The 17,797-nt window shown below is 60.3% G+C and carries 17 protein-coding genes; 8 read left to right on the forward strand and 9 right to left on the reverse strand.

Annotation, left to right across the window (positions count from 1 at the left end; translation table 11 throughout):
- Window positions 1-60 precede the first annotated feature (60 nt).
- A complete protein-coding gene (locus tag ACGYK4_RS06990) occupies window positions 61-522 on the reverse strand; it encodes an Rrf2 family transcriptional regulator (RefSeq protein WP_067262959.1) in 462 nt (153 codons plus the stop codon).
- Window positions 523-694: 172 nt separating this feature from the next.
- On the opposite strand from ACGYK4_RS06990, the gene ACGYK4_RS06995 reads away from it, so the two are divergent.
- The 4 genes from ACGYK4_RS06995 to ACGYK4_RS07010 all read left to right on the forward strand — a co-directional run bounded on the left by ACGYK4_RS06995 (window position 695) and on the right by ACGYK4_RS07010 (window position 3,476).
- A complete protein-coding gene (locus tag ACGYK4_RS06995; RefSeq protein ID WP_067262961.1) occupies window positions 695-1,348 on the forward strand; it encodes an alpha/beta hydrolase in 654 nt (217 codons plus the stop codon).
- Entirely contained in the window at window positions 1,348-1,584 is a 237-nt protein-coding gene (locus ACGYK4_RS07000) for a hypothetical protein (RefSeq protein WP_209218794.1), read from the forward strand. The genes ACGYK4_RS06995 and ACGYK4_RS07000 overlap by 1 nt, the downstream gene beginning before the upstream one ends.
- Window positions 1,581-2,165, forward strand: coding sequence for an HD family hydrolase (locus ACGYK4_RS07005; protein WP_394417453.1), 585 nt, complete (start codon window positions 1,581-1,583; stop codon window positions 2,163-2,165). Before ACGYK4_RS07000 ends, ACGYK4_RS07005 begins: the two co-directional genes overlap by 4 nt.
- Window positions 2,166-2,261: 96 nt before the next feature.
- Window positions 2,262-3,476: an NADP-dependent isocitrate dehydrogenase gene (locus ACGYK4_RS07010; protein WP_271693722.1), complete on the forward strand. Its 1,215-nt coding sequence runs from the start codon at window positions 2,262-2,264 to the stop codon at window positions 3,474-3,476.
- Between the two features lie 228 nt (window positions 3,477-3,704).
- On the opposite strand, the gene ACGYK4_RS07015 is transcribed toward ACGYK4_RS07010, so the two are convergent.
- Window positions 3,705-3,911 (reverse strand): DUF6356 family protein, encoded by a 207-nt coding sequence (locus tag ACGYK4_RS07015; RefSeq protein WP_394455752.1) that lies wholly within the window; start codon window positions 3,909-3,911, stop codon window positions 3,705-3,707.
- 115 nt (window positions 3,912-4,026) lie between these two features.
- On the opposite strand from ACGYK4_RS07015, the gene ACGYK4_RS07020 reads away from it, so the two are divergent.
- The 3 genes from ACGYK4_RS07020 (at window position 4,027) to typA (ending at window position 6,790) form a co-directional block, all read left to right on the forward strand.
- Window positions 4,027-4,485: an Lrp/AsnC family transcriptional regulator gene (locus tag ACGYK4_RS07020; protein ID WP_394455754.1), complete on the forward strand. Its 459-nt coding sequence runs from the start codon at window positions 4,027-4,029 to the stop codon at window positions 4,483-4,485.
- Between the two features lie 11 nt (window positions 4,486-4,496).
- Window positions 4,497-4,826, forward strand: coding sequence for a multidrug efflux SMR transporter (locus ACGYK4_RS07025; protein WP_067262978.1), 330 nt, complete (start codon window positions 4,497-4,499; stop codon window positions 4,824-4,826).
- Window positions 4,827-4,972: 146 nt separating this feature from the next.
- A complete protein-coding gene (typA, locus tag ACGYK4_RS07030; RefSeq protein ID WP_209218798.1) occupies window positions 4,973-6,790 on the forward strand; it encodes a translational GTPase TypA in 1,818 nt (605 codons plus the stop codon).
- Window positions 6,791-6,873: 83 nt separating this feature from the next.
- Here typA and ACGYK4_RS07035 read toward each other — a convergent pair whose 3' ends face one another.
- The 4 genes from ACGYK4_RS07035 to recA form a co-directional block, all read right to left on the reverse strand.
- Window positions 6,874-7,599, reverse strand: coding sequence for a phosphatase PAP2 family protein (locus ACGYK4_RS07035; protein WP_067261800.1), 726 nt, complete (start codon window positions 7,597-7,599; stop codon window positions 6,874-6,876).
- Between the two features lie 85 nt (window positions 7,600-7,684).
- Window positions 7,685-7,972, reverse strand: a complete 288-nt coding sequence (locus ACGYK4_RS07040) for a DUF1330 domain-containing protein (RefSeq protein WP_394455756.1) — start codon at window positions 7,970-7,972, stop codon at window positions 7,685-7,687.
- Between the two features lie 5 nt (window positions 7,973-7,977).
- Window positions 7,978-10,635, reverse strand: coding sequence for an alanine--tRNA ligase (gene alaS, locus ACGYK4_RS07045; protein ID WP_394455757.1), 2,658 nt, complete (start codon window positions 10,633-10,635; stop codon window positions 7,978-7,980).
- Window positions 10,636-10,769: 134 nt separating this feature from the next.
- Entirely contained in the window at window positions 10,770-11,840 is a 1,071-nt protein-coding gene (gene recA, locus ACGYK4_RS07050; protein WP_067261794.1) for a recombinase RecA, read from the reverse strand.
- A 203-nt stretch (window positions 11,841-12,043) separates the two neighbouring features.
- Here recA and ACGYK4_RS07055 point away from each other — a divergent pair, with 203 nt between their 5' ends.
- The gene (locus ACGYK4_RS07055) at window positions 12,044-12,637 is read left to right on the forward strand and encodes a gamma-glutamyl kinase (protein ID WP_271693818.1); all 594 of its coding nucleotides are present in this window, start codon (window positions 12,044-12,046) and stop codon (window positions 12,635-12,637) included.
- A gap of 18 nt (window positions 12,638-12,655) precedes the next feature.
- Here the strand turns inward: ACGYK4_RS07055 and ACGYK4_RS07060 are convergent, their stop codons facing one another.
- From ACGYK4_RS07060 to ACGYK4_RS07070, 3 genes are all read right to left on the reverse strand, one after another.
- A complete protein-coding gene (locus ACGYK4_RS07060) occupies window positions 12,656-14,890 on the reverse strand; it encodes an ATP-binding protein (RefSeq protein ID WP_394455781.1) in 2,235 nt (744 codons plus the stop codon).
- A 175-nt stretch (window positions 14,891-15,065) separates the two neighbouring features.
- Window positions 15,066-16,226 carry an RsmB/NOP family class I SAM-dependent RNA methyltransferase gene (locus ACGYK4_RS07065; RefSeq protein ID WP_394455759.1) on the reverse strand — a complete coding sequence of 387 codons (1,161 nt, stop codon included), beginning with the start codon at window positions 16,224-16,226 and terminating at the stop codon, window positions 15,066-15,068.
- Window positions 16,227-16,399: 173 nt separating this feature from the next.
- A complete protein-coding gene (locus ACGYK4_RS07070) occupies window positions 16,400-17,677 on the reverse strand; it encodes a site-specific integrase (RefSeq protein WP_136720494.1) in 1,278 nt (425 codons plus the stop codon).
- Window positions 17,678-17,797 lie beyond the last annotated feature (120 nt).

Below are 17,797 nucleotides of genomic sequence, written 5' to 3' on the forward strand. Positions count from 1 at the left end.
CCACATCACCAGCCGCGCAGGCCACAGCCGCCAAGGCGCCCCCGTTGCCCAAAACCACCGTCACGACTCATCCACCACGGCAAAGAGTGTCGGCACCGCCGGACAGGGGGCCAGCTCATTCTCAACCACATCCGAGAGGCGCGTCTGATGCAGGAATACATAGACATGTGCGCTCAGCCCCTGCCACAGCCGGTTGGTCAGCGATTGCGCCCGGCTGCCCGACAGCCCGCCAGAGGCGCCCGCCCCCTTGTGCATCGCATCCACCGTCTCATCCACCGCCGCCAGCACATCGACCACGCGAATATCCGCCGCCGGACGCGCCAAACGATACCCGCCACCCGGCCCCCGGACAGAGGTCACCAATTCGGCCCGACGGAGCTTGACGAACAACTGCTCCAGATAGGGCAAAGAGACCGACTGTCGCTCGGCAATGTCGCCCAGAGACACCAAGGTGCCCTCGGGTTGCAGGGCAATATCGGCCAAAGCGACCATCGCGTAGCGCCCTTTGGTAGATAGCTTCATCGTCTCACCCTCACCCGCCGCGCCATTTGATTGACGTGGGCGGCTTAAATGCCTAAGTCCAAAGACTGATCCACGCGACACTGCGCGGAACCAGATTAGAACCGTTCTAAGGTGGCCTAGCGAATTCGTCAACTATTCGCGGCGATCTTTGAACCCCTAGACAGGGATACCCATGCCCGAGGTTATTTTTCCCGGACCCGAAGGCCGCCTTGAAGGCCGCTACCACCCCCAAAAAGAACGTGACGCCCCGATTGCCATCGTGCTCCATCCGCATCCGCAGTTCGGCGGCACGATGAATCACAAGGTCGTCTATAACCTGCACTATGCGTTCTACAACATGGGTTTTACCGTGTTGCGCTTCAACTTCCGTGGCGTGGGCCGCAGCCAAGGCGAATACGATCAGGGCATCGGCGAATTGTCTGATGCGGCCTCGGCGCTCGATTACCTGCAGTCGATGAACAACAACTCTAAGCATTGCTGGGTTGCGGGTTTCTCCTTTGGCGCATGGATCGGGATGCAGCTGCTGATGCGTCGGCCTGAGATTACGGGCTTCATCTCGGTCTCTCCGCCTGCGAATATGTACGACTTTTCCTTCCTCGCGCCCTGCCCGGCCTCGGGTCTGGTGATCAACGGCACCGCCGACCGCGTGGCGCCGCCTGCCGATACCACGAACCTCGTCAGCAAGCTGCACGAGCAAAAGGGCATCACGATCACCCATCAGGAGATCGAAGGCGCCGGGCACTTCTTTGAAGAGCCGCATATGGACACGCTGATCACCTCGACCAGCGACTATGTGAAACGCCGCCTGACGGAATCCACACGCTGATGGCGGACGCGGTCGTCACCCAACTGGCCAATAAATTGGCCGAGGAATGTCTCGCCGTACAGGCCGAGACGGGTGAAGACCGCTTGTTCATGGAAGTCGGCGAGGTGCTGGGCGCCTCGTCGCAAACGCTGGAAGAAGCCTTTCTCACGGCCGTTCGCACCCGGATGGCCAACGACAAGGCCCGCGCCTTTCTGGCGCGCAAGCTGCGCGACCATCGCGGCAAGGGCGGCGCATGACAGAGCGGCTGGACAAGCAGATTGCCTTTCTGAATGAGGCCGACAAGCTGAAAACCGTGCTGCGCGGCACCACCCTATGCGATGCCAGCCGTGCGGAAAACTCTGCCGAACATTCGTGGCATCTGACGCTCTATGCACTGGTGCTGGCCGATCAGGCGGGGCCTGAGGTCGACATCAACCGCGTCATCAAGATGCTGATCCTGCACGACCTTGTCGAGATTGACGCGGGCGACAATCCAATCTTTGGCGACTATGACGCCGCCGAGATGGAAGCGCAGGAACAAATCGCCGCCGACCGCATCTTTGGCCTATTGCCGGACGATCTGCGGGACGACCTGCGCAGCATCTGGGAAGAGTTCGAGGCCGCCGAAAGCCCTACGGCCCGCTTTGCCAAATCGCTTGATCGGTTCCAGCCGCCGATGCAGAACCTCGCCTCCGGCGGCGGCAGTTGGACTGACTATAACGTCTCGGAAGCGCAAATCGAAGAAAAGGTGGGCCGCAAGATCGCCATCGGCGCCCCTGCCCTTTGGTCCTATGCCCGCGCCCGCATCAGCAGCTTTTTCGCCGGGGTCGGCGCCTGACCGCAGCCTTCGGCATACCATTGTATACGATCTTTCTCTTTGGCCCCGAATAGGCTAAAGCACGGCCAAACGCACCCTAAAACAGAGGAATTCGTCATGTCGAAGATCAAGGTAGAAAACCCCATCGTCGAACTCGACGGCGATGAGATGACCCGGATCATCTGGGATTTCATTAAAAAGAAGCTAATCACGCCCTATCTTGACGTTGACCTAAAGTATTACGACCTCGGCATCGAAGTGCGGGACGAGACTGACGACCAGATCACCGTCGACGCGGCCCATGCGATCCGCGAACACGGCGTCGGCGTGAAATGCGCCACGATCACACCCGACGAGGCGCGGGTCGAAGAGTTCGGCCTCAAGCGCATGTACCGCAGCCCCAACGGCACCATCCGCAATATTCTGGGCGGCGTGATCTTCCGCGAGCCGATCATCTGCCGCAACGTGCCGCGCCTTGTGCCGGGCTGGACCCAGCCGATCGTCGTCGGCCGTCATGCCTTCGGCGACCAGTACCGCGCCACCGACTTCCGCTTTCCCGGCAAAGGCAAGCTGACCATCAAATTCGTCGGTGATGATGGCGAGACCATCGAGAAGGAGGTCTTCGATGCGCCCTCCGCCGGTGTCACCATGGCGATGTACAACCTCGACGATTCGATCCGCGATTTCGCGCGCGCGTCCTTCAACTACGGTCTGAACCGTGGCTGGCCGGTCTATCTCTCGACCAAGAACACGATCCTGAAGGCCTATGACGGGCGGTTCAAAGACCTGTTCCAAGAGATTTTCGACGCGGAATTCGCCGAGGACTTCAAGAAGAAGAACATCTGGTACGAGCACCGCCTGATCGACGACATGGTCGCCTCGGCGATGAAATGGTCGGGCGGCTATGTTTGGGCCTGCAAGAACTACGACGGCGATGTGCAGTCCGACACCGTGGCGCAGGGTTTCGGCTCGCTCGGGCTGATGACCTCGCAACTGATGACACCCGACGGCAAGATTGTGGAGGCCGAGGCCGCCCACGGCACCGTGACACGGCACTACCGCCAGCACCAGAAGGGCGAGGAAACCTCGACCAATTCCATCGCGTCGATCTACGCTTGGACCGGCGGGCTGAAGCACCGGGGTAAGCTGGACGAGAACACCGCGCTGATCAACTTCGCCGAGACGCTGGAGAAGGTCGTGGTGGATACGGTGGAATCAGGCTTCATGACCAAGGACCTTGCCCTGCTAGTGGGGCCGGATCAGGGTTGGCTGACGACCATGGGGTTCTTGGAGAAGGTGGACGAGAACCTGAACAAGGCGCTGGCGGGCTGAGTTGTTCGGCATTGCGCTAAATGCGAAGGGCCGCAGCGATGCGGCCTTTTTTCGCTTTTGCCGCCCGGCCCGGAATCAAGCCGTAGGCGCCGGGCCATCGCCTGCCCGCCCGGCCGGGTAGGCGATTTGGCTTGGCTGGGCGTGACCTCGCGGAATGCACAACATTGCTGAACCATAAAGTGGCACGAGGCCACGTAAGATCGCCCACCCGCGGGCAGGCGCTGGCCCTCACTGCCCGCGATTATGCGTCCGCGCGTAAAGCTTCGCGATGATCCCACTCGCCGTCTTTTCGAACAAACACGGGACCAGCGCATGCACGAGCGCCGCGCCAGCCGCCGCAAACAGCAGCCCCGAAAACTTCAGCGCGAAGGCCATATGCTCCAGAAACGTCTCATCCACCTTGGCGGGATGGTCGAGGAAGATGCGTGCGATCATGGGAAACTCCTGTCTCTGCCTTTCCCCTACCCTAGCCGATCCTGCTTGTGACGTTGTCTCAAATCACTCCCAACAACCGCTTGTGCGTGAGAAGATTTCCCACCAAACTACCGCCATGACAACACTTGATGAGATAGACCGCCGCATATTGGTCGAACTGCAACGCGACGCTAGCCAATCCCTCGAAGCGCTTGGCGCGGCGGTCAACTTGTCGCGCAATGCCTGCTGGCGGCGCATCCGGGCGCTGGAAAAGGCGGGCGTGATCAAGAACCGGGTGACGCTCTTGGACGCGGCGAAACTCGGCCTCGGCCTCAGCGTCTTTATCCAAGTCCGCACCAACGCCCATGCTCCCGATTGGCTCGAGAAATTCTCCCGCACCACGAAAGCCATGCCCGAGATACTCGGCGTCTACCGGATGACCGGTGATCTGGACTATTTGATCCGGGCGCGCGTTCGGGATATGGCGGGGTATGATCGCCTCTATCAGGACCTGATCCGCCGGGTGCCGCTATCGGATGTTTCGGCCAGTTTCGTGATGGAGGAGATCAAGGAAACCACCGAACTCCCGCTCTAAGGAAGACCGAGATGCATTACCTGTGGCTCATCATCGCCGTGGTGGCGGAAACCCTTGGCACGACCGCGGTGCAGGCTTCGCATCAATTCACCCGGCTCTGGCCTTCGGTGGCGGTGGTGGTCTTCTACATGATCTCTTTCTACTGCATGTCGCTGGCGCTGAAGGTCATGCCAGTTGGGATCGTCTATGCCTTTTGGGCCGGTCTGGGCATCGTGCTGATCGCGATTATCGGCTTCGTCCTCTTCGGTCAGCGGCTCGATCTGCCCGCGGTTCTGGGGCTTGTGCTGATTATCAGCGGCATTCTGGTCATCCACCTCTTTTCGAACAGCGCCACCCACTAAGGCTGCACCAGTGGCACAGCTTCGCGCAGTAAGGGGGGCGTCACGGCATTAGGGCTAGCAATTGCAGCCGGGGCGCGGTATGGGCGGCGCAATTATACGCGCAGCTTCAGGTTGGCGCGTCCCTCCCCTATCCAAAGGCTGACTTAATGGACCTGCGCAACATCGCAATCATCGCCCACGTCGACCACGGCAAGACGACGCTGGTGGACGAGCTTCTGAAACAATCCGGCACCTACCGTGAAAACCAGGCGACCACCGAGCGCGCCATGGACAGCAACGATCTGGAACGTGAGCGCGGCATTACCATCTTCGCCAAGCCAACCTCCGTCGTCTGGAACGACACCCGCATCAACATCGTCGACACGCCGGGCCACGCCGACTTCGGCGGCGAGGTTGAGCGCATCCTGTCGATGGTCGACGGTGTGGTCCTTCTGGTGGACGCCGCCGAAGGCCCGATGCCTCAGACCAAATTCGTGACCTCCAAGGCGCTGAAACTGGGCCTGCGCCCGATCGTCGTGCTGAACAAGGTCGACAAGCCGGATGCCGAGCCTGACCGGGCGCTGGACGAATGTTTCGACCTTTTCGCCAGCCTCGACGCCACCGACGAACAGCTCGAATTCCCGCATATGTATGCCTCGGGCCGCTCCGGCTGGGCGGATGCCGAACTTGACGGGCCGCGCAAAGACCTCTCTGCGCTGTTTGACCTGATCCTTGATCACGTCCCCGCGCCCAAGCAGATCGAGAACGCCGACAAGCCCTTCACGATGCTGGCCACCACGCTCGGCGGCGACCCGTTCCTGGGCCGCCTGCTGACCGGTCGCGTCGAAACCGGCACCCTGAAAGCGGGCCAAACCGTCAAAGCGATGTCGCGCGACGGCACCCAGATCGAGACCTTCCGCGCCACCAAAATCCTCGCCTTCCGCGGGCTGGAGCAGACCGCCATCGACGTGGCCGAAGCAGGTGACATCGTCTCCATCGCGGGCATGGCCAAGGCCACCGTGGCCGATACGCTGGCCGATCCTTCGGTGAACGAAGCGATCCCGGCGCAGCCGATCGACCCGCCCACCATCACTGTGACCTTCGGCATCAACGACAGCCCGCTCGCGGGCCGCGACGGCAAAAAGGTGCAATCCCGCGTGATCCGCGAGCGTCTGCTGAAAGAAGCCGAAAGCAACGTGGCGATCAAAATCTCCGACACACCGGGCGGCGAGGCTTTCGAAGTCGCGGGCCGCGGCGAATTGCAGATGGGCGTGTTGATCGAGAACATGCGCCGTGAGGGGTTCGAGCTGTCGATCTCCCGCCCGCAGGTGCTGTTCCAAGAGATCGACGGCGTACGCCATGAGCCGATCGAAGAAGCCACCATCGACGTGGATGACGAATACTCCGGCGCGGTGATCGAGAAAATCACCGGCACCCGCAAGGGCGAGCTGGTTGAAATGAAACCCGCCGGCGCTGGCAAGACCCGGATCATCGCCCATGTCCCCTCGCGCGGGCTCATCGGCTATCACGGTGAATTCCTGACCGACACCCGCGGCACCGGCGTGTTGAACCGCGTCTTCCACGGCTGGGCGCCGCACAAGGGCCCGATCCCGGGCCGCCGCGCGGGCGTGCTGATCTCGATGGAGAACGGCACCTCGGTCGCTTACGCGCTGTGGAACCTCGAAGAGCGCGGCAAGATGATGATCGGCGCGCAGGCGGACGTCTACACCGGCATGATCATCGGCGAGCACAGCCGCGACAACGATCTGGAAGTGAACCCGCTGAAGGGCAAGAAGCTGACCAACGTGCGAGCCTCGGGCACCGATGACGCGGTGCGCCTGACCCCGCCGATGACGCTGAGCCTTGAAGAGGCGATTGCCTATATCGACGACGACGAGCTGGTCGAAGTGACCCCGAACGCCGTGCGCCTGCGCAAGCGTTACCTCGACCCGCATGAGCGCAAGCGGATGGCAAAAGCCAGCTAAGCTACGGTAAGTCAGAACAAAACGGCAGCGCATTTCACGATGCGCTGCCGTTTTCATATCCGCGCCTCGGAGACCTCGCGGCGTTAAGTATCGCTTTCCTCGCGATCGATATGCCCACGCCTCGCCAAACTCAGCGCCGCAATCAGGCAAAGGATGGCCCAAGCCCCGCCGCCAAGCCAGCCCGCCGCCACATCCGTCGGCCAATGCACCCCCATATAGACCCGGCTGATCCCAACGAGCAGCGTGAGCAGGACGGCAACCGCCAGCGTATAGACCTTGAGCGCCCAGCGTTTCTGCGCCCGCGCCACCATCGCGCCAAGGGTAAGGTAAGCCACCGCCGCCATCATCGAATGCCCCGAGGGGAAGCTTGCCGTATGCACGAGTGAGCCATGCGGCACGAGGTCAGGGCGCGGACGGTCGAAAAACTCCTTGGCGATGCTGCTCAGCACGATGCCCCCGCCAACGGTTGCGAGGATGTAAAGCGCGGTCGACCACCGCCGTTGCAGCAGGAAAAAGAGCGAGACGACGACGGTCGTCAGTACCAGCACCGCGACCCCGCCCAACGCCGTCAAATCGCGGCCAATTTCCTCCACCCACCACGGGCCGATGGGATCGGAAAGGTCGCCGGGCGTGCGCAAGAACAATAGGATGTCACGGTCAAGGCTGCTGGTGCTGCCTTCGACGACCTCTTCGGTCAGTTCGGCCAAGGTCCAAACGGCTGTGATCGAAAGCCCCATCAGGGCCAGTGTCGTCACCTCCACATGGCGGCGGCACCATTGGGCGAAAGCGGATAGTCGGTCGAAGTTCATGAGAGATCAACCGCCTTACCGTTAGAAGGTTCCGCCCCGGCAATGCAAGACGCCCCGCCTGTCGTTCAGGCGGGGCGTCTTAGAATCATTCGTCGGTTTCGACGATCATCAATTCGCGCTCTGACGCCCCGCGCGCATGGCTCAACGCCGCTTGATAAGCATCGGAATGATAACATTTTTCGGCCGTTTCGACATCGGGGAAACGGGCCACCACGTTGCGCGGCCGCTCTTTGCCCTCAAGCTGAACGAACCGCCCGCCGCGGGCGATGAACTTCCCGCCATGTGCCGCAATGGCATCAGTGGCGCCCGCGGCGTATTCCTTATACGCCTCCTCATCGGTGACGGTGACATGTGCAATCCAAAGTGCGCCCATGGGCCTTATCCTTTCAAGACGTTCTCAGCCTTAGCAATCGCCGCCTCGGCATTCTCCGCCGAAGCGCCGCCGCCCTGCGCCATGTCAGGACGGCCACCGCCGCCCTTACCGCCCAGTTCGGCCACCGCCGCTTTCACCATGTCGACCGCCGAGAGGCGATCTGTCAAATCCTTCGTCACACCGCCTGCGACTGCCGCCTTGCCGCCGGTGTCGGCGATCAACAAAACCGCGCCCGAGCCGAGCTTGGCCTTATGTTCATCCACCAGACCCGGCAGGTCTTTGCCCGTGATACCGCTCAGCACTTGGCCTACGAATTTCACGCCGTTCACCTCGCGCGCTTCGGGTGCAGCCGCGCCGCCGCCCGACATCGCCAACTCACGACGCAGCTGCGCCACTTCGTTGGACAAGCTGCGGCGCTCGTCCAGCAATGCACGCACCCGTTCCGGCACGTCACTGGCCGAGGTTTTCAACTCCGCCGCGACCCGGCTCAGCGCCGCTTCCTGCTCGCGCAGCCATGCCAAAGCCTCGGTCCCGGTCAGCGCTTCGATCCGGCGGACGCCCGCGCTGCTTGCGCTATCTCCCAAAAGGACGAAGGCGCCGATATCACCCGTCTGCCGCACATGAGTGCCGCCGCAAAGCTCCAGCGAATAGGTCGACTTGTCGCTGCCCTTGCCGGACCCTTCCAACTGCCCCATCGAGACGACACGCACCTCGTCGCCATATTTCTCACCAAAGAGCGCCTGCGCCCCCATGGCGCGCGCATCGTCTGGCGTCATGATCCGCGTCTCAACCGGCGTGTTCTGGCGGATGTAATCATTCACCTCACGCTCGACCTGGCTCAACTCTTCCTGCGTCAACCCTTTGGCATGGGAGAAGTCAAACCGCAGACGATCATGCGCATTCAGCGAACCGCGCTGCGAGACATGATCCCCAAGCGCGTTGCGCAGGGCCTCATGCAGCAAGTGCGTGGCCGAGTGGTTGGCGCGGATGGCACTGCGCCGCAAACGATCCACCTCAAGAACAGCGGTCTGCCCCGGCTTCACCTCGCCTTCGACCACATGGCCGAAATGCACGAAAACGCCCGCCGATTTCCGCGTATCGGTCACGTTCACAATACCGGTCTGCGTCCGGATCACGCCGGTGTCGCCAACCTGCCCGCCGCTTTCGGCATAAAACGGAGTCTGGTTCAGCGCGACCTGCACATCGCTGCCTACTGCGGCGGCTTCGACCTGATCACTGCCCTGCACCAAGGCGACGATCTGCCCCTCAGCACTTTCGGTGTCATAGCCCAGAAACTCTGTCACGCCGCTTTTGTCGGCCACATCGAACCAAACGGTAGCATCCGCAGCCTCGCCGGAGCCGGCCCAGGCCGCACGGGCCTTGGCCTTCTGCGCTGCCATGGCGGTGTCGAAGCCCTCGGTATCGACCGCACGGCCCTTCTCGCGCAGCGCATCCTGCGTCAGATCAAGCGGGAAGCCATATGTGTCATAAAGTTTAAACGCCGCCTCCCCCGGCAGGGTCGCCCCCTCGGGCAAACCGCTCAACTCATCATCCAGCAGCTTCAAACCGCGATCCAACGTTTGGCGGAAACGGGTTTCCTCCAACAGCAAAGTCTCACGGATAAGCGATTGCGCCTGTCCCAACTCAGGGTAAGCCGCGCCCATCTGCTGCACCAAGGATGGTACCAGCTGATGCATTAAGGGATCCTTAACGCCGAGCAGATGCGCATGGCGCATGGCGCGCCGCATGATCCGGCGCAGCACATATCCGCGGCCTTCGTTGGAGGGCATCACCCCATCGGCAATCAGGAAGGAGGTCGAACGCAGGTGATCCGCGATCACCCGGTGATGGGTCTTGCCGGGCCCGTCGGGATCGGTCGAAGACGCATGGGCGCTCGCCTCGATCAGGTTGCGCATGAGGTCGGTGGCATAGTTGTCATTCGTGCCCTGCAACAGCGCCGCCACCCGTTCGATCCCCATCCCGGTATCGATCGACTGGTTGGGCAGCGGCTGGCGGGTGCCGTCTTCGAACTGCTCGTATTGCATGAAAACGAGGTTCCAGATCTCGACGAAACGGTCACCGTCTTCCTCGGGCGATCCCGGAGGGCCGCCCCAAATGTGATCGCCGTGATCGTAGAAAATCTCGGTACAGGGCCCGCAGGGGCCGGTGGGGCCAGCGGACCAGAAGTTATCATCCGTCGCGATGCGAATGATGCGCTCATCCGGCAGGCCGGTATGGGCCTTCCAGATTTTAACCGCTTCTTCATCGGTATGGTACACTGTGACCAAAAGGCGGTTCGGGTCGATGCCGAACTCCTCGGTCAGCAGGTCCCAAGCAAAGGGGATCGCTTCGGCCTTGAAGTAGTCGCCGAAGCTGAAGTTGCCGAGCATTTCGAAAAACGTGTGATGCCGCGCGGTATAGCCGACATTATCGAGGTCATTGTGCTTGCCGCCCGCCCGCACACATTTCTGCGCCGATGTGGCACGGCTGTAATCGCGCGTCTCGACCCCGGTGAAGAGGTTCTTGAACTGGACCATGCCGGCCGCAGTGAACATCAATGTCGGGTCGTTGCGCGGCACCAGCGGGCTGGAGGGCACGATCTGATGCCCCTGCGCATCGAAATAATTCAGAAAAGTTGAGCGAATTTCATTCAGCGTCTTCATGGCGAGGCCTTCCGGGGCAGATTTGATCGGTCCCAAATACCCCTCAGTCCCGGCGCTGTCCACCGTTCCTGCCCATGAAAAAGGGGCGCAGCCTTTGGCCACGCCCCTTCTTAAATTCAAATTGTCAAAGCAGTTCAAGCTTCGAGAATATCCGCGTCGTCACCGCCGGAGCCTTCGAAGTCCAACCCGTGGGCCGCGCGGATCTTATCTTCGATCTCCGACGCCATAGCAGTGTTCTGTTTCAGGAAGTTCTTTGCGTTCTCACGCCCCTGCCCGATCCGTTCATCCCCGTAGCTGAACCATGAGCCGGATTTATCAACCACACCGGCCTTCACCCCAAGGTCCAGCAACTCCCCCATTTTGGAGATGCCTTCACCATACATGATATCGAATTCGACCTGTTTGAAAGGCGGCGCCACCTTGTTCTTGACGATCTTAACCTTCGTTGCGTTGCCCACGACTTCGTCCCGGTCCTTCAGGGCGCCGATCCGGCGGATGTCGAGACGGACGGAGGAGTAGAATTTCAGCGCGTTACCGCCGGTGGTGGTCTCCGGAGAGCCGAACATCACGCCGATCTTCATCCGGATTTGGTTGATAAAGATAACCATACAATTGGACCGGCTGATCGACCCGGTGAGCTTGCGCATTGCTTGGCTCATCAAACGGGCCTGAACGCCAACATTGCTGTCGCCCATCTCACCTTCAAGCTCGGATTTCGGCGTCAGGGCCGCGACGGAGTCGACGATTACCATATTGACCGCGCCAGAGCGTACCAGCGTATCGGTGATCTCAAGCGCCTGTTCACCCGTGTCGGGCTGGGAAATCAACAGCTCGTCAATGTCCACGCCAAGCTTTTTCGCATATTGCGGATCAAGGGCATGTTCCGCGTCGACAAAGGCGCAAACGCCCCCTGCTTTCTGCTGCTCTGCCACGCAATGCAGGGTCAGCGTTGTCTTACCCGAGGATTCCGGGCCATAAATCTCAATGATACGCCCCATCGGCAAGCCGCCGATGCCAAGCGCGATATCAAGGCCAAGCGAGCCTGTGGAGCTGGCTTTGATATCCTGGATCGCCCCTTCGGCCCCCAGTTTCATGATCGACCCTTTGCCGAACTGACGTTCGATCTGGGCCAGCGCGCTGTCGAGCGCCTTTTGCTTTTCTGCGGTTTTCTTGCTGTCCATCGTCAAAAGATCTGCCGTTGCCATTAGGTTCATTCCTTAGTGTCACAGTGGCGCCCCGGCGGCAATCGCCTGCGCGCTGCGTCGCTTATGTTCTTCTAATGTTCCATATGAGGGTAAATGCGGAACATTTCAATGACTTTGTTTATCCTTTATGTTTTGGCGAGAATGGTAAAGAAATGGTTTACCCAAACCAGAAAGGGCCGCCTGCAGCCCAAGGTAAGACGCAATTGATTGTTTTTTTTAAAGAACGGCTGGCTTTTCTGTCGGTCCCAAAGACCGGAACCACGGCCTATGAAAAAGCACTGGCGCCGCGGGCGGACATGGTGATTTCCGATCCGCCCATGCTGAAGCATGCGCCTGTTTATCGCTATAATCGTTTTATTCGACCAATGTTTCTAAAAGTTTGCGATGCCGAGCTTGAGCTGATGGCGGTGATGCGCGAACCGATCTCTTGGCTGGGCAGTTGGTATCGCTATCGGCAGCGCCCCTTCATGAAGGGCAAGCCGAACAACACTTTCGGGATCACTTTCGACGAATTCGTCCTCGCCTATATGAAGGGCGACAAGCCGGGCTTCGCCGATGTGGGGAGCCAGCTGAAGTTCATGGAGACCCAACCGAACGGCACCGGGATCACTCACCATTTCCGCTATGAAGATCAGACGCGGCTCCGTCGCTTTTTGGAAGAGCGGCTCGACGTGACGCTGACCTTGGGGCAGGAGAATGTCTCTCCCAAGATGGAGCTGGCGCTTTCCCCGAATGTGGAGAAACGCTTTCGCCGTAAGTTCGCGGCGGAGTTTGAGCTTTACGAGTCGATTACATAACCCTGCCCCAGGTGATGCTTAATGTAGCTGATTGTGGACCGTTATGGTCAGGTCGGTGAGAGAGAAGGGTTTGGGCAGGAAGACAGAATTCGGAATTTTCGACTGTTCCTGACCGAAGTTATCCTCCGCATAGCCCGAGACGAAAACAACTCGCACATCCGGGCGTTGTTTGAGCGCTTGGCGCACCCAGCTTGGCCCATCCATGCCGGGCATAACGACGTCTGTTACGAATACATCGATATCCAACTCCTTATCTTCGAGCATCTTTAACGCGGCTTCGGCGGATTCGGCTTCGAGCACTGTGTAGCCGCGCAGCCGCAAGGCGCGGCTTGCGAAGGCGCGCACGGGTGCTTCATCCTCCACCAGTAAGATCACCCCGTCGGACCGCTGAAGCGGGCTTTGATCCGGCGACGCCGGGGGCTTTTTCGCGACCGCGGTGGGCTGGCCCTCCAGCACGGGGAAGTAGAGGGAGAAACATGTGCCCCTGCCCAACTCACTGTCGATAAAGATGAATCCGCCCGTTTGTTTGACGATGCCGTAGGCAGTGGAGAGGCCCAGGCCGGTGCCCTCGCCGGTTCGTTTGGTGGTGAAAAATGGCTCGAAGACTTTTTGCAGCTTATCCTTCGGAATGCCCGTGCCATCGTCATGCACCTGCACCGTGACGTAGCGGCCTGCTGGCACGCTGACCCGATCTCTTTCAAGCGGTTGGTCGAGGCTCGTCACCTCGGTCACGATACGGATCTCGCCCCCGGCGGGCATGGCATCGCGGGCGTTGACGACGAGGTTCATCAATACCTGCTCCAACTGACGTTTATCCGCGCGGATCGGCGCAAGTACCGGGTCATGGCTAAGGGTCAGCGTTACTTTTTCGCCCACCAGACGGTTCAGCAAATGCATGAGATCGGCGAGGGTATCGCGCATGTCGAGCGTCTCTGGCCGGAGGGTTTGTTTGCGCGAGAAAGCGAGGAGTTGCCCCACAAGGGCGGCCGCCCGGTTGGCGTTCTGGTTGATCTGGACCAGATCGCTGAAATCCGGGTCGCCCTGATCGTGCCGCAGCAAGAGGAGGTCACAATGCCCGGAAATCGCAGTCAAAAGGTTGTTGAAGTCATGCGCGACGCCCCCGGCAAGCTGTCCAATGGCCTGCATCTTCTGGCTCTGCACGAATTGTGCCTCAAGCGATTTGAGTTCGGTCGCGTCCTGCAGCACCGCGATGAGGGCCGCCTCGCCGGCTTCGGATATGCGGTTGAGCGAAACCTGAACGAAGACCTCCTGATCCGTTCGGGTGAGCCTGAGAAATTCGGACTTTTGAACCAACCGCCCTGCAAGACTGTCTTGCAGCCAGTCCGAGATCGAGCGGCCGAGCCCCTCCATCAGATGCGAAAGATGGGTGTCGCGCCGCAGCGATACGCCAAGTAGCTTCCCCGCCATACGGTTGAAGGCCAATACCGTTCCGTCGGGGCGCAGTTTGATCATCGGCACGGGGAGGTCTTGAAAGGTTTCCCAGCCTAACTCATTGGGAGAGGCCGCCCCTTCGGGCGGCGGCAGAAGATAGAGCGCGCGGCGGTTCGCGCCGGCCTCAACCTCGGCCACCAGTACCTGCCGGTTTCCTTCCGCGGTGGCGATTTCGGTCACGGTTCCGGGGGTTAAGGGTAGGGAATTGAACAATCGGTCCAGTGACTTCACCCGTTCCCCGACCAGTATGCGCGCCGCTTCATTCATGGAAAGGATCGTCCCGCCGCGGCCCAGCATGACCATTGGCAAGGCCATGCTTTCGTGCATACTCCGTGGGCCCTCGCGGGTGGCAACGCTTTCAATCCGCCAAAGCAGGCGGTCGGCTGATAACTGGTGCACCGATAGGCGCATGGGGCCGGACCGGGTGATCACCTCTTCCCGTGCGTTGCCGCTGGCGGTGGCGCGTGATTGCAGGCGGTAGAGAAGGCCCACGGGATTGGCGAAATGTGCTCGTAAGGCCTGCGCGAGGGATTCTTCGCCGACCTTGCCGAACTGCTTCAGAGCCGCCTCGTTGCGGTAAATGACTTGCCGATCAGAGGTGGCGATGAAACTCGGTGCGGCGTCTTTTGCGATGAAGTCCGCGACTCCATCCGCGCTGACCCGATTCCGGCCCCTATCCCATAGAAGAAAGACGATGTAACCAGTTGAAATAAAAACCAATGTGGCCGCCGACGCGGCAAGGGAAAGCTGCAACGTCGCATCAATGCTGCGCATCGCAAGCGCGCCAGCGGCAAGAGCCATCACCACAAGCAGCCAAAGCCGCCTGAGGCCCGCCTGCGCCCCAATCCCTGAATGCCCAACGCCCTGCTGCACGCACATCCCCTAACAACCGAATCATACGACTATTACGTGCGACAGAGGTTAAGCAGGCTTTAACCGAAATCGATTTGCACGCATTGGTTGATTATGGGTAAATTTACTCGCGCGTCAACTGTGCTGAAAAGAATCCGTCGCCATCGGGGGTTACGTCATAGCGGTCCATGCGGGCGACTCGCCACTCGGGGTGGCGGGCCAGAAAAGCCTTGACCCGCGCTTCGTTCTCCTCCCGCAACAGGGAGCAAGTGGCATAGGCCAAGACTCCGTCGCGTGCTGTAAGTCCTGCTGCGGTATCGAGAATCTGGTCCTGAATGGTGGTCAGCTCGGTCAAGCGCTCGGGGGTCAGGGTCCATTTCCCCTCCGCCGCGCGGCGCCATGCGCCCGAGCCGGAACAGGGCGCATCGCAGAGGACGAGATCATAGGGGGCGCCCGCTTTGGCTTCTTCGGTATCGGCTAGGGAAATCGCGACGCCCGCGCGATCGGCGCGGGGGGGAAGATCGCTCATCCTGCGGGGGTCAATGTCGTGTGCCGTGATCTCACGCGCGGAGTCCATGGCCAGCGCAAGCGCTTTGCCGCCGCCGCCGGCGCAGTAGTCGAGCACCCGGCCCCCCGAAGGCAGCGCGGCGACGACAGCTTGGCTCGCTGCGTCTTGCAATTCGACGTAACCGTCAGTGAAGGCGGCGGAATTTCGGATGCGGCGCGCGCCTTCGGTCACGGTCAGCGCGGCTTCGGCAAGCGGGTTTGCGCGGGTTTGGACACCCTCTTCGGCCAGCAGTTCTTGCGCCGCGGGCACGGCGATCCGTGCGGTGTTTACCCGCAGGCAGATCGGCCCGCGCTCTTGAAGCGCGAGGGCCGCGGCATCCGCATTCTCCCCGAGCGCCGTATCGAACAGAGGCAGCAACCAGTCGGGCAGGTTCAGCCGGGTTGCGCGATCTTCGGGCGCGGGCGGGAAAGCCCGCTCCTCCTCCGTCAACGGAACGGGCGCGTGGCCCGCCCCCGAAAACAGCGCCTCAAGGTCAGCCCCCTGCCCGTGCAGCACACCAATCATCAGCGCGCGACCGGTCTCACCCTTGCCGTAGTGGGCAGCGGTGCGTTTCTGGCGCAGTACGTCGAAGACATGGTCCCGCACGGCGGCCCGGTCCTTGGAGCCTGCGAAACGGCTTTGCCGCGCCCATCGGGTCAGCGCCTGTTCGGCGGCCAGCCCCCCGGCGATCGCGTCCAGAACTTCTATCGCTGCTGATACGCGCGCGCCGGGGGTCATGGCATCTTCCTTTTGCAAAGAACGGCCTGGGGGCCGCTGCTTTATGGGTTAACCGATACGGTAGTTCGGGCTTTCACGGGTGATTTGCACGTCATGCACGCGGTTATCTAACTCATATAAATCTTTATATATCAAAACCTTAACCAACATCATGCATCAGCTCGCTTCAGCCTTCAAGTCTCTCTTCGCAGGTCTACAGTTGTGAATGGCTGAATGGAAGGCCACCATTCCCCATCGAGAACGGCCGCAACTTCAAGGACCGGCCCCAATTTGCGGCGTTTGTAGAGGTCGGTGGTAGGGCTCCCGGCCTCGAAAAGTTGACGCCTGGTCCGAGAGGAAATCTCAAAATGCCCCATAACTGCGCTGATTGCCGCATCACTCACCCTCTCGTCGAGCCAATCGGCAAATGTGCGCCTAATCGAATACCAGTTTACATTCCCTTGTTCGGTTGGTTCCAGCACCTTCCGCTTGACCTGGTCAGGCGTTCTGGCCGAATGCGCTCGCGCCACCAATCTCTGAATAATTTGCGTAAAATTGCGAGCGCCTGCTGAGATTGGGCCGCCGGTTTCATGAATAAGGAAACCGTCTCGATTTGCCGCAACGAGCCTGCTCAAAATACGCTCCATAGGACCAGTAACCGGTATAATTGGAGTTTTCTTTCGCCGATTTGTTTCGACAAATCCTTCCCCAAGAAGATCAATAACACCAAGATCAAGGCGAACCTTCGCCCCCGTCATGTCTGCCACCGCGCCGATCCGACCACCGCAGCCGATGTCGAGAAGAAGAAGATCGAGAACGTGTGGACGCTTGCAAGCGTCGATCAGTAGGCCCAGTTCCTCGAAGCTGATGTATCTGCCTTTCGGATCTCGATCTTCCGGCGCTGTGACCCCTGCGATGAAAGGGATCTTGGGCGGATTGTGAGTCGTTAGACTGTCGCTTTTCGCGAGTGCGCAGGCCTCTACTGCGCTGCCGATAATGTCAGCAATAGTATTGGGATGTAGCCTGGGCTTGCCGTCAGGTGTAAGGGTCTTTAGCTTCGACTTGGCATTTTCGGGGCGAACCCGACCCTCTTCCATGCCCTTTACCAGCGCCCGAAGAGCAGGACCCATCTTGGACATTCTGACGTTCCAAAGATGCGGTTTAAAGTATAGCTCCCTCCGATTTTCCAAGAGACGAAAGCGTTCGGCTGCAAGCTGCTTCCGCTTGTCCTGCTCAAAGCCAAGCCAAATTTCACCGAACGTCGGATCATCGCCGCTGTCAGGTCGAATAGTCTCGGTGCGATCCAAGACGACCTTCATGCGCTCCTTTGCGAGCGTTCTTGCCTGTTCCAGAGTCGCCGCATGCAGGCATTTCGTTTGAGTTTTCTTAGCGTGAGAATCCCACCATCTCAGGTAGAGTGCGCGCCGGTTCTCAGCTATGGTGAACCGCCCGATCTTTTCGATTGTTTTCATGCATCAGTTATCCCGTGACTTTCTCACCGGATAGCACCGCCATTGTTGATTGTCACTGAGAACTGACCCGGTATTTTCACCGAGATTTGACCCACCCTCAGTTATGCGTCGTGGTTTATG

Origin of the sequence: Sulfitobacter sp. 1A13368, from assembly GCF_043557275.1 — a bacterium.
Taxonomy (GTDB): Bacteria; Pseudomonadota; Alphaproteobacteria; order Rhodobacterales; family Rhodobacteraceae; genus Sulfitobacter; species Sulfitobacter faviae.